This window comes from Pseudomonas sp. Lb2C2, from assembly GCF_052112205.1.
Classification (GTDB): Bacteria; Pseudomonadota; Gammaproteobacteria; order Pseudomonadales; family Pseudomonadaceae; genus Aquipseudomonas; species Aquipseudomonas kilonensis.
Map to the genome: position 1 here is coordinate 44,900 of NZ_JAUTYW010000002.1, position 11,565 is coordinate 56,464.

Sequence of the window (11,565 nt, forward strand, 5' to 3'; positions counted from 1 at the left end):
CTTGAATGAGCGAGGGGACTTTACCCAATCACACGCAGGCGTGGGGTGAAGAAAAGTTCATGAGGTCGCCTCCTTGCACGACCTCATGCCGGCGGACTCTTCTCACCGCAGATCAAACCGATCCAGGTTCATCACCTTGACCCACGCCGCAATGAAGTCCTTGACGAACTGCTCCTGGGCATCCGGGCTGGCATAGACTTCGGCCAAGGCCCGTAGCTGGGCGTTGGAGCCGAAGACCAGATCGACACGGGTGCCGGTCCATTTGACCTGGCCGGTCTTGCGGTCGCGGGCCTCGAAGGTTTCCTGGGTGTCGGAAAGGGCTTTCCATTCCACGCCCATGTCGAGCAGGTTGACGAAGAAGTCGTTGGTCAACGTCCCGGGCCGTTGGGTAAAGACACCGTGAGCGGTGTGGCCGACATTGGTGTCCAGTACCCGCAGACCGCCGATCAGCGCAGTCATTTGCGGGGCGCTGAGGGTCAGCAGTTGGGCCTTGTCGATCAGCAGTGCCTCGGCGGACACGCGATACCGGCCCTTGAGGTAGTTGCGAAAGCCATCGGCGATGGGCTCGAGAAAACCGAACGACTCGACGTCCGTCTGCTCCTGGCTAGCGTCCATGCGTCCCGGCGCGAACGGTACCGTTACGCTGAGCCCGGCATTTTTCGCGGCTTGTTCAATACCGGCGCTGCCGGCCAGCACGATCAGGTCCGCCAGGGAGATTTTCTTGCCGTCGGATTGGGCGGCGTTGAACTCATTCCGGACCCCTTCGAGGGTCGCCAGCACCTTGGCCAGTTGCTCTGGCTGGTTGGCTGCCCAATCCTTTTGTGGGGCCAGGCGCAGACGGCCACCGTTGGCGCCGCCGCGTTTGTCGGAACCACGGAAGGTGGAAGCCGCGGCCCACGCTGTTGACACAAGCTGTGAAATCGACAGGCCCGAGGCCTGCAGCTTGCCTTTGAGGGCGGCGATGTCGCTGTCGTTGACCAGCGGATGGTCGACCGCCGGGATGGGGTCCTGCCACAGCAGTTCTTCGTTGGGCAGTTCCGGGCCGAGGTAGCGTGAGAGCGGGCCCATGTCGCGGTGGATCAGCTTGAACCAGGCGCGGGCGAAGGCGTCGGACAATTGGTCCGGATTTTCCAGGAAGCGCCGCGAGATCTTTTCGTAGATCGGGTCGAAGCGCAGCGCCAGGTCAGTGGTCAGCATCGTTGGGTTGCGCCGTTTGGCCGGGTCATGGGCATCGGGGATGATGCCCGCGCCTGCACCGTTTTTCGGCGTCCACTGGTGCGCACCGGCCGGACTTTTGGTCAATTCCCACTCGAAACCGAACAGGTTCTCCAGGTAGTTATTGCTCCAGCGGGTGGGGGTGGTGGTCCAGGTGACTTCCAGGCCACTGGTGATGGTGTCGGCGCCTTTACCGGTGCCGAAGGTGCTCTTCCAGCCCAGGCCTTGCAACTCCAGGCCTGCGGCTTCGGGCTCGGCGCCGACATTGTCCGCAGGGCCTGCGCCGTGGGTCTTGCCGAAGGCGTGGCCGCCAGCAATCAATGCGACGGTTTCCTCGTCGTTCATCGCCATGCGGGCGAAGGTTTCGCGGATGTCCACCCCGGCGGCGACCGGGTCGGGTTGGCCCTCGGGACCTTCCGGGTTGACGTAGATCAGCCCCATCTGCACGGCGGCCAGCGGGTTCTCCAGGTTGCGTCCATCGTCAGTGCGGCTTTCTTCGTTGCCAGGCTCGGCCACCAGTTGGCCTTCGCCGGGGTCTTGCATGGCGGCTTTGTCGGGTTTGCCGTAGCGAACATCGCCCCCCAGCCATTTGTTTTCAGACCCCCAGTAGACGTCTTCATCCGGTTCCCAGACATCGGCGCGGCCACCGGAAAAACCGAAGGTCTTGAAGCCCATGGATTCCAGCGCGACGTTGCCGGTGAGGACGATCAGGTCAGCCCAGGAGATATTGCGACCATACTTCTGCTTGATCGGCCACAGCAGCCGACGTGCCTTGTCGAGGCTGACGTTGTCTGGCCAGCTGTTGAGCGGTGCAAACCGCTGCTGGCCGGAACCCGCGCCACCGCGCCCATCACCGGTGCGGTAGGTGCCTGCACTGTGCCAGGCCATGCGGACAAACAGCGGTCCATAGTGACCGAAGTCTGCCGGCCACCAGTCTTGCGAGTCGGTCATCAGTGCATTCAGGTCTTGTTTCAGGGCCTGGAAGTCCAGGCGCTTGAACGCTTGGGCATAGTTGAAATCCTCGCCCATGGGATCGGACAGCGAGGAGTGCTGGTGCAGGATCTTCAGATTCAGCTGGTTCGGCCACCAGTCGCGGTTTGTCGTACCACCGCCAGCGGCGTGATTGAACGGGCATTTCGATTCGTTTGCCATGAGAAGCTACCTTTGGTCGTATTCATCCAGCTATCCAGCCCGGCCGGGCTTCGAATAGCGACAGGCGAAATAGATGACACAGGGCGCAGGGCTCACAGTTCGCTCAACTGATCGTGTGCGGCCACACGGCAACGCGGGAGATGTCTGGTTACCCATTCGGTGGCCCACGGCAAGCCCAGTACGGTTCTGAACGCTTCGTATCTCTTTGTCAGGTTTCACGGGCCGGATTGCACCAGCCTGAATTCAGGCTAGTCCTCCTTTGCCAGATAGCTAATAGGCGCAGTATTAACGGTCGATAGGGATAATCTTTTATCGAAGCCTAGCGGCGAGGCAGATGATATGAATGGCGCCTGCCGTGACGGACCCAATAATGAACAAATGCCCGCGCAGCACGGCCTTCCACGAAGCCGGTCATGCCCTGGCTTTCTGGTGGAACGGCCAACCGATAAAACGCATCATCGTGCGTACCAAGGCTGAAGCCTGCACGGGTCCTCTGTTCGACCTGCGCGGCAACCCGCAATACGCAGAAGGGTGGGTCGAAGCTGACTACCTGGTCTCGCGCCCGGCCTTCGAGGCCCCGGGGATCGCTGAATACCTGCCCTCGATGGTCGACGCCATTGAGCGAGACCTGCTCCATTGCTTCGCGGGGCCGGTGGCCGAAGCGGTCTACCGGCACCGCCGGTCCGACCGGTTGATCAGGGGCAGCGGCCGCGGTGACCTGGACCGGGGGCATGAACTGATCAGCCTGTTGCCTCCGCGCAAACTGCTCGACGCCCAATCCCAGGCCATCGCCCGCTGCAGTTGCCTGGTGCACCGTTACTGGCCGGCTGTCAGCGCCGTGGCGGGTTTTCTGCAAGAGCACGGCACGGTTGAAGGGAGCGCCGTCACAGCGCTGCTGTGCGAGATGAGCGGGGAGCGGCCGATGTTCCTTGGCCATCAAGTGGCAAGCCTCGACTTGTGATCAAGGCATTGCCACGGGCCCTATCCGACGCGGATCAAAGCCACTACTTGCTAGCGCTTCACCGTTTCCTCAAGAGAGAAGCGTCCCAGCGGGTTTTGTTGGAAGTGCTCGATGTTCTTGCGCGAAATATTGATGTACGGGCTGTAGTAGAGATCGATCCAGTTGACGTCCTGCTTGGCGATCGCCTGAAGGTCGGTATACATCTGCTTGCGCTTGGTCGGGTCGACTTCTACCCGCGCGGCCGCGACCAGATCCTTGACCTTGTCGTTCTTGTAGCGGGTCATGTAGTTCATGTTGGTGTCGTGTCCCAACACGAAGGTGGTCTTCTGGTCCGGGTCGAGGATGTCGTTGGTCCAGTACATCACGGATAGATCGTAATCGCCGTCGATCAGCATTTGCCAACTCTGGGTTGGGTCGACTTTCTGCAAGGTGGCTGTGACGCCGACCGCTGCGAGCTGTTGCTGGACCAGCACGGCGATCTGCTCGTCGGCTTCATTGCCCGCATTGACCACATAGTTGAGCTTCAGGCCTGAGGCGCCTGCATCTGCCAGCATTTTCTTGGCTTTTTCGGGGTCGTACGGGCGCTGCAGATTATCGGCATTGTGATAAAGCGCGCCTTTAGGAATGTAGGAATACGCCACCTGGCCATGGCCGAACGTCACGGTATCGACCAGGGATTTTTTGTTGATCGCAAGGTCCAGGGCCTGGCGTACTTCAGGCTTGCCCAGCAATCCGTGCTCATGGTTGATCAGCAGATGATCCTCACGGGTGGAGGGATCCATGTGTACGACCAGGTTGGGGTCTTTCTTCAGGGTTTCGACGCGCGAGAAGGGCACGAAGATCGCCGAATCCAGTTCCCCGGCCTGTACCTTCAACATCCGCGTATTGTCATCGGGGATGGAGATCCATTCCACGCCATCCAGGCTCACCTTGTCGGCCTGCCAGAAGTTGGGGTTCTTCTCCAGCACCACGCGATCACCGCGTAGCCATTCCTTGACGACAAAGGCGCCAGAGGCAACCGGGTCCTGGGCATAGGCTTCCTCCCCCATTTTCTCCATGGCCTTTTGCGACAGGATGGAGACGTTGGGCAACGCCAGCTGCGCGAGGAAGGGCACTGAAGGGCCCGTGAGTGTCACCACCAGTGTCTGCGGGTCGGGTGCTTGGGCCTTGTCGATAATCTTGTAGGAGTCGCTCCACAGCGACCCTTTGTTGTCGCGAATGCGCAACAGACTGAACGCTGCATCGCTGGCGGTAATCGGTGAGCCGTCGGAGAACTTGGCCGAGCGTAGTTTGAAGGTGTAAGTCAGGCCATCGTCGGAAACCTGCCAGCTTTCGGCCAGCCCCGGTACCAGCTTGGTACCGGTGTTGTCGACGCGCACCAATACGTCGTAGACATTGGAGAACACCCAGTTATCACGGTTCTGCGCGCTTTTGATCGGGTCGAACGTCGTACTTTCTTCACGGCAACCGATGGTCAGCACGCCTGCCGCCTGGGCGACACCGGCCGCCAGTGTGCAAACGGTCAACGTCGCGGCGGTCAGCAACTTCAAATGTTTCGATCGCATGGTCAAACTCCCTATTGATGAATGTTTTTTAGAGCAATGGCTCTCCGAGCACACAGCTATAACGATGTCCATTGATGTCATGGATGGGGGGCGGCGTTTTCGCGCAGATGGGTTGTGCATACCGGCAGCGCGGGTGAAAAGCGCAGCCGGATGGAAGGTTCAGGGGGCTGGGTGGCTCGCCAGGCAGGGGGGCGCTCAGCAACGGTCGAGTCGGGTCGATGTGTGGAATGGACTGGATCAGCGCGACGGTATAAGGATGCCGCGGGCTGCTGAACACGGCCTCCGTGGGGCCTTGCTCGACGATCTCGCCGAGGTACATCACGGCGACCCGATCACAGAGCCGCCGAACGATCGCCAGGTCGTGAGCGATGAACAGAATCGCCAGGTTCATGCGCTGTCGCAGCTCCAGCAGCAGGTTGATGATCTGTCCCTGGATGGAAACGTCCAGCGCGGCCACGCATTCATCGGCGATGATCAACCGTGGCTCGATGGCCAGTGCCCGAGCGATCCCCACACGTTGGCATTGACCGCCACTCAACGAACCCGGCTTGCGGTGGGCCAGCTCCGGTCGCAGGCCGACCAGGTTCAGCAGTTCATCGACCCGCTGGCGAATCAGCGATGCAGGGATCGCACAGCGCACTCGCAGCACTTCAGCCAGGGTGTCGCCAATGCTCATTCGCGGATTGAGGGCGGTATAAGGATCCTGGAAAATCATCGCGGTTTCGTGGCGCAGTCGCTCGATGTCGATCCGCTTGCCCTGAGCCATATCCACGCCATCGAACAGGATTTGTCCGGCGCTGACCTCAGTGAGGCGCAAGATGGCCCGACCCAGGGTGCTCTTGCCGCTGCCCGACTCACCCACCAGCCCAAGCACTTCCCCGGTGGCCAGGCTCAGCGACACACCGTTGACGGCTTTCACCCATTGCCTGTTGATTCCGAACGGACCACTGCCAGGGGCGGCGAAGCGCACCTGTAGATCCTTCACGTGCAACAGGGTCATGACGAAACTCCCACCGGCAGCGGGTAATGGCAGGCCACTCGGTGTGCCTCTGTCGTGACTTGCATCTGTGGCAACAGCCGCGTGCACTGGCTGCCCTGCTGAAGGCAGCGTGGGTTGAAGCGGCAACCGGTGGGTAGCGCATCCAGCAGAGGAGGCTGGCCGGCGATGGTTTTGAGCATGGCATGGCCGGCGCTGGTAGCCGGTTGGCAGTCGATCAGGGCCGCCGTATAGGGATGTCGTGGGTGAGTCAGCAGATCAAGCTTGTTGCCGTGCTCGCAGAGCCGACCGGCGTACATCACCGCGATGGAATCACAGGTCTGGGCGACGACCCCCAGGTCGTGGGTGATCATGATGATCGACAGCCCACGTTGATCGCGTAAATCCAGGAGCAGGCGCAGGATCTGTGCCTGTACGGTGACATCCAGGGCGGTGGTCGGCTCATCGGCGATCAGCACCTGGGGGTTGCAACCCAATGCCACGGCGATCATGGCGCGTTGGCGCATGCCACCGGAAAACTCATGGGGATAACTGTCGACCCGCGTTAGCGGATCGGGAATGCCCACCTGGCGTAACACATCAATGGCCTTCGCCCGTGCTTCACGTTTGGACGCCCCCTGATGCAGGCGTATGCCTTCGCCGATCTGTTCACCGATACGCATCAACGGGTCGAGATGACTGCCGGGATTCTGAAAAATCATCCCCAGCCGCCGACCCCGTATGCCCCGCATGTCGGCTTCATCCAGCGACAGCAGGTCCTCACCGGCAAGGCGCACGGCCTTGCCCTGGACCCGCAGGTTTGCAGAGGGTAGCAAGCGCATCAATGCCCGGCAGGCCATCGTCTTGCCTGAACCGCTTTCACCCACCAGACCGAGGATTTCGCCTTCGGCCAGGTCAAATGACACACGATCCACCAGCGTGACTTCGCCCTCACCGTGACCGGCGATCACGCTGAGGTCTTCGACGTGCAGCACCGGTGTGCTCATGGGCGTTCTCCCAGGTGCTCGGCGACACCGTCGGCCAGCAGGCTGAAGCCCATGGCCAGGGTGACGATCGCCAGTCCCGGGAAGGTGCAGATCCACCAGGCGTTGGTGATAAAACTCTGGCCCTCGGCGACCATCGTGCCCCACTCGGCGGTGGGTGGCTGAACCCCCAGGCCGAGGTAGCTGACCGCCGCCCCATTGAGCAGTACCAGCACCGCGTCGGACATGGAAAACACGATCGAACCGAACATGGCATTGGGCAACAGGTGCCGAAACAGAATGCGTCCATGGCCGAAGCCCAGGCTTTTCGCCGCCAAAGCAAAATCGCTTTGCTTGAGCACCAGGATCTGCGAACGGATCAGCCGTGCATAGGACACCCAACCCACCAAAGCCATCGCAATATAAAAGCTGCCCAGGCCGGGGCCGAGGATGGCCATGATCGCCAACATCAGCACCAGGAAGGGGAAGGCCAGAATAATATCGATCAGGCGCATGCAGATCGTGTCGAACCGGCCACCGATATAGCCGGCCAAGGCGCCGACGCAAGTGCCGATCAAGAATGGGAAAACCACCCCGATCACGGAAATCTGCAAGTCGATGCGCGCGCCCCAGATCACTCGGGAAAGAACGTCGCGACCGAAATTGTCCGTGCCGAACGGATGGGCCAGGCTCGGCCCCAGCAGGCGGATATCGGTGTTCTGGGCAATCGGATCGAAGGGCGCGACCCAGGGTGCGAAGAGTGCGAGCAACAGCCAGCCAAACAGAATCGCCAGGCCCAGCACGGTGGCCAGGCGCCGGTTGCGCAAGCCCAAACGCAACGCCAGACGCCAGGTGGGACTGAGGGCCTGGCCGCTCATCGCATGTTCACCCGCGGGTCGATCATCACGGTCAGCACATCAGCGAGGAAATTGACCGTGACGGTGGCGAGGGCCAGCACCATGGCCACGCCTTGGACCACCATGTAGTCGCGGGTAAAGATGCCGCGTACCAGCAATTGGCCGATGCCGGGAATGGCAAACAGACTTTCGATGACCACCGTGCCGCTGATCAACCAGCCGATGTTTACCGCCAGCAGGTTGACCGCCGGTACCAGGGAGTTGGGCAGCACATGCCGACGAAATATCGCCCGCTCGGACAAGCCCCGGGCCCGTGCGGCGGTGGCATGATCGGCTTGTAGCTCCATGAGCATGCTGGCGCGCAGATTGCGCACCAGCACGGCGGAAAGTGCCAAGGCAATGGTCAGGCACGGCAAAACCATGTGATGCAGTTTGTCCCACCCTGTACGTCCATAGCCTGAGACCGGGAACAGCCCCAACTGCACACTGAGCAGCAGGATCAACATGATGCCTAGCCAAAACGCCGGCATGCCAAGCCCTGCCGTGGTGAACAGGCGAATCAGGTGGTCCTGCCAGCCGCCCTTGTTGCGCGCCGCCACCGTTGCCAGGGGCACGGCAATCAGCAGCGCCAGCAGTACGCTGCCGAGCACCAGGAACAAGGTTGGCTCAATGCGGGTACTGATCAGCTTCAAGGCGTCGACTTTGTAGAGCAGCGATTGGCCGAGATCGCCTTTGAACAGGTTCTTGAGAAAGTAGAAGTACTGCATCCACAAGGGCTGGTCGAGACCGTACTGGGCACGAATCCTGATCAGCGCCTCCGGCGTGCTGCGCGAGCCCAGCAGCGCCCGGGCGGGGTCCCCGGGAATTGAGCGCACGAGCACAAAGGTGATCATGCTGATGCCAAACAGCACCGGCAATAGCTGTAGCGGGCGCGACAGTATGAAACGGTAGCGCGCCAGGTTCATGGGCTAGTTCCGATGGCGGTGCAGAAAGTCCAGCAGGACTGGGAAATAGGCGTGGGGCTCTTCGTAGAACGGCATGTGGCTGCTGTTGGGGAACACATTCAGTTGTACATCCTTGAGCGCCATTTTCATGCGCATTGCACAGGCTGGCGTCAGTTCATCATGTTGACCGGTGGTGATCAGCACGGGCATTTCGAAGCTGGCCATCTGCTCGATGCGATTCCAGTCCTTGAGATTGCCGGTATAGAGAAACTCGTTGGGGCCCTGCATGGTCATGTAGGGCCCCATGTTCCAGTCGCCCAGGGAACGTGTCACCGGTGCTGGCCACTCATCCAGACGGCAGACATGGCGATAGTTGAGCAAAGTGATGGCCGCCTGGTATTGCGGATGATCCAGGGTGCCCATGGCTTCATGGCGCTGCATCATCGCGACGGTCTCACTGCCCAGGGCAGCCCGCAGACGCTCCAGCTCCAGGGACAGGTGAGGGATATCGCCAGCGGTATTTTCCAGGATCAGGGTTTTCAGCGCTTGGGGGTGATGAATGGCGTACTCGATCGCCAGCCAGCCACCCCAGGAGTGCCCCAGCAGGTGCACTTTGCCCAGGTCGAGGGCTTGGCGGACGGTCTCTACCTCCGCCACATAACGGGTGATGTCCCACAGGGATTCGTCAGTAGGCCTGGCCGAGGCGCCGGTACCCAACTGATCGAAAGCGATGACCCGCAAGCCCTTTTCCTTGAGCCAGCCATGGCTGTCACGCAGATAATCGCAAGGCAATCCCGGGCCGCCATTGAGGCACAACAGCACTTCGTCGCCGTCGCCAAAGCCATAGGCCACCAGGTGATGACCATCGACTTCCACGTCGTACCGCTGGTCTGGCTCGATCTCACGCCACATCATTGCTCTCCTGCTCAGGTACCGCCCGTTGGCTAAACCTTACCGAGGAAGCTACGCGCCCATAAGCTAGCAATTCTTATAGGTTTGATCTGGCATTCCCTCGCTCAGGCGTGGCATTCTACTTGCACGATTTCAGGATTGAAATTAATAAGGGAGCCGAATGGATGCAGGCCAAGCTGTCTGACTTCAATACCCGTCTTTTGTCTGGCAGGAGCCTGGACGAACAGATGGACAACACCCTGGGGATGGTCCAGGCGCTAGGCTTTGAAGCCTTGGTGTACGACTACAGTCCGGTGCCGCTGGATCATGATGGGGCACTGATCACCCCGACTGTGCTGAAGTTGCGCAATACCCCCCGTGATTGGCACTCGCTCTGGTGTGAAGAAGGTTATTACCAGATCGACCCTGTCCAGCATCTGGCAATCAATGCCATTTCTCCTTTTGTCTGGTCCTATCGACCGGAGGCCGACACGGTGTTGCAGCCGTTCATCGGCCAGAGTCATGCACCAGTCGTGAGCTACCTGCAGGATTCGCGCATGACCTGCGGCGTGACGGTGCCTATGCATTTACCCAAAGGCGGCTTTGCGACATTGACCGGGCTGCGCGCCGATACGAAGGGGAGCACCCTGCAGGATGTCCGGCAAACCCTGGGCGACTTCAGCCTGATTTCCCATGCCCTGCAAGAGGCGGCTTTTCCGCTGCTCGGCAAGGAAGCCCGCGCATGCCCGGTTCGCCTGACCAAACGCGAGCGTGAGTGCTTGAGATTGGCCGCTGAAGGGTTGACGGCGGCGGACATCGCCAGGCAACTGAATCGTTCCTTGGCCACCATCACCCTCCACCTGACGTCTGCAATGCACAAGCTCGGCGCCAGGAATCGAGTCCAGGCCGTGGTCAGGGCGGTGCATTATCGGTTGCTCGATAGCTGAAATCGGGCAAAAACCTATCTGTTTCTCTAGTTATTCCGCCGGCCAGTCCCCGGTATCGTGTGCCGCAGGATTCCTGGGGAGCGGCACGAAATGGATTTTCCCGTAACGCACGAAGGCTTTGCGCCTTTTGGTCCGTATCAAACCTGGTATCGCATCACTGGCGACTTCAGCAGTGGCCGTACGCCGCTGCTGATCCTGCATGGCGGCCCGGGCTGTACACACGATTATGTCGATGCCTTCAAGGATATTGCCAACAGTGGCTATCCGGTGATTCATTACGACCAACTGGGCAATGGGCGTTCCACCCATCTGCCGGAAAAAGACCCCTCGTTCTGGAACGTGGCGCTCTTTCTCGATGAGTTGGCGAACCTGCTGGATCATCTGGGCATTGGCGACAATTACGCACTGTTGGGGCAATCCTGGGGCGGCATGTTGGCCAGCGAGCATGCGGTGCTCCAGCCCGCGGGCTTGCGCGGGTTGATCATCGCCAACTCCCCGGCGGACATGTCCACCTGGCTCCTTGAAGTCAATCGCTTGCGCCAGCTTCTACCCATTGAGGTGCAGCAAACACTGCTCAAGCACGAGCGGGCTGGAACCTTGACGTCTACCGAGTATTTTGAGGCCGCTCGGGTTTTCTACGACCGTCATGTCTGCCGTGTCACGCCCTGGCCCGAAGACGTCGCCCGGACCTTTGCCCAGATCGATGCCGATCCTACCGTTTATCACGCCATGAACGGCCCCACCGAATTCCATGTGATCGGCAGCATGAAGGACTGGACCATCGTTGATCGCTTGCCTCGGATCAAGGTGCCGACCCTGTTGATTTCAGGCCGATACGATGAAGCGACGCCGTTGGTGGTCAAACCCTATGTGGATCATGTTCCCGACATTCGCTGGGCGTTGTTCGAACACTCCAGCCATATGCCCCATGTCGAGGAGCGGATGGCTTGCATGGGGACTGTGGTGGGTTTCCTGGATGAGTGTCTGTAGGCGTCTGCGCAATCTGAGCCGTCATTTTTGTTGTGTTTCTCGACGCGTCCTGTGAGACGCGTCTCTTTTTTGAGTGGAAAATTC

At 60.4% G+C, this 11,565-nt stretch carries 10 protein-coding genes; 3 read left to right on the plus strand and 7 right to left on the minus strand.

All coding sequences use genetic code 11. The features are described from left to right. Positions 1-102 precede the first annotated feature (102 nt). Positions 103-2,367, minus strand: a complete 2,265-nt coding sequence (katG, locus tag Q7F16_RS04475; protein WP_409556019.1) for a catalase/peroxidase HPI — start codon at positions 2,365-2,367, stop codon at positions 103-105. A gap of 370 nt (positions 2,368-2,737) precedes the next feature. Between katG and Q7F16_RS04480 the strand changes: the two genes are divergently transcribed. Next, positions 2,738-3,328 (plus strand): hypothetical protein, encoded by a 591-nt coding sequence (locus Q7F16_RS04480; RefSeq protein ID WP_046063106.1) that lies wholly within the window; start codon positions 2,738-2,740, stop codon positions 3,326-3,328. Positions 3,329-3,378: 50 nt separating this feature from the next. On the opposite strand, the gene Q7F16_RS04485 is transcribed toward Q7F16_RS04480, so the two are convergent. The 6 genes from Q7F16_RS04485 to Q7F16_RS04510 are packed head-to-tail and all read right to left on the minus strand — an operon-like array spanning position 3,379 to position 9,565. Then, positions 3,379-4,893: an ABC transporter substrate-binding protein gene (locus Q7F16_RS04485; protein ID WP_409556018.1), complete on the minus strand. Its 1,515-nt coding sequence runs from the start codon at positions 4,891-4,893 to the stop codon at positions 3,379-3,381. 28 nt (positions 4,894-4,921) lie between these two features. Next, positions 4,922-5,893 carry an ABC transporter ATP-binding protein gene (locus tag Q7F16_RS04490; RefSeq protein ID WP_079302010.1) on the minus strand — a complete coding sequence of 324 codons (972 nt, stop codon included), beginning with the start codon at positions 5,891-5,893 and terminating at the stop codon, positions 4,922-4,924. After that, entirely contained in the window at positions 5,890-6,876 is a 987-nt protein-coding gene (locus Q7F16_RS04495; protein ID WP_186650479.1) for an ABC transporter ATP-binding protein, read from the minus strand. The genes Q7F16_RS04490 and Q7F16_RS04495 overlap by 4 nt, the downstream gene beginning before the upstream one ends. Then, positions 6,873-7,730: an ABC transporter permease gene (locus tag Q7F16_RS04500; protein ID WP_207963389.1), complete on the minus strand. Its 858-nt coding sequence runs from the start codon at positions 7,728-7,730 to the stop codon at positions 6,873-6,875. Before Q7F16_RS04500 ends, Q7F16_RS04495 begins: the two co-directional genes overlap by 4 nt. Then, a complete protein-coding gene (locus Q7F16_RS04505) occupies positions 7,727-8,674 on the minus strand; it encodes an ABC transporter permease (protein WP_046063111.1) in 948 nt (315 codons plus the stop codon). Before Q7F16_RS04505 ends, Q7F16_RS04500 begins: the two co-directional genes overlap by 4 nt. A gap of 3 nt (positions 8,675-8,677) precedes the next feature. Continuing rightward, the gene (locus Q7F16_RS04510; protein WP_027912122.1) at positions 8,678-9,565 is read right to left on the minus strand and encodes a proline iminopeptidase-family hydrolase; all 888 of its coding nucleotides are present in this window, start codon (positions 9,563-9,565) and stop codon (positions 8,678-8,680) included. A gap of 164 nt (positions 9,566-9,729) precedes the next feature. Here Q7F16_RS04510 and Q7F16_RS04515 point away from each other — a divergent pair, with 164 nt between their 5' ends. Further along, the gene (locus Q7F16_RS04515; protein ID WP_003197595.1) at positions 9,730-10,491 is read left to right on the plus strand and encodes a LuxR family transcriptional regulator; all 762 of its coding nucleotides are present in this window, start codon (positions 9,730-9,732) and stop codon (positions 10,489-10,491) included. A 90-nt stretch (positions 10,492-10,581) separates the two neighbouring features. Continuing rightward, positions 10,582-11,481, plus strand: coding sequence for a proline iminopeptidase-family hydrolase (locus Q7F16_RS04520; RefSeq protein ID WP_409556017.1), 900 nt, complete (start codon positions 10,582-10,584; stop codon positions 11,479-11,481). The last annotated feature ends 84 nt before the right edge of the window (positions 11,482-11,565 follow it).

What these genes read in the sequence shown, in the direction of transcription:
- katG (WP_409556019.1), bottom strand. Translation starts at nt 2,367, where the DNA reads ATGGCAAACGAATCGAAATGCCCGTTCAATCACGCCGCTGGCGGTGGT.
- Q7F16_RS04480 (WP_046063106.1), top strand. Translation starts at nt 2,738, where the DNA reads ATGAACAAATGCCCGCGCAGCACGGCCTTCCACGAAGCCGGTCATGCC.
- Q7F16_RS04485 (WP_409556018.1), bottom strand. Translation starts at nt 4,893, where the DNA reads ATGCGATCGAAACATTTGAAGTTGCTGACCGCCGCGACGTTGACCGTT.
- Q7F16_RS04490 (WP_079302010.1), bottom strand. Translation starts at nt 5,893, where the DNA reads ATGACCCTGTTGCACGTGAAGGATCTACAGGTGCGCTTCGCCGCCCCT.
- Q7F16_RS04495 (WP_186650479.1), bottom strand. Translation starts at nt 6,876, where the DNA reads ATGAGCACACCGGTGCTGCACGTCGAAGACCTCAGCGTGATCGCCGGT.
- Q7F16_RS04500 (WP_207963389.1), bottom strand. Translation starts at nt 7,730, where the DNA reads ATGAGCGGCCAGGCCCTCAGTCCCACCTGGCGTCTGGCGTTGCGTTTG.
- Q7F16_RS04505 (WP_046063111.1), bottom strand. Translation starts at nt 8,674, where the DNA reads ATGAACCTGGCGCGCTACCGTTTCATACTGTCGCGCCCGCTACAGCTA.
- Q7F16_RS04510 (WP_027912122.1), bottom strand. Translation starts at nt 9,565, where the DNA reads ATGTGGCGTGAGATCGAGCCAGACCAGCGGTACGACGTGGAAGTCGAT.
- Q7F16_RS04515 (WP_003197595.1), top strand. Translation starts at nt 9,730, where the DNA reads ATGCAGGCCAAGCTGTCTGACTTCAATACCCGTCTTTTGTCTGGCAGG.
- Q7F16_RS04520 (WP_409556017.1), top strand. Translation starts at nt 10,582, where the DNA reads ATGGATTTTCCCGTAACGCACGAAGGCTTTGCGCCTTTTGGTCCGTAT.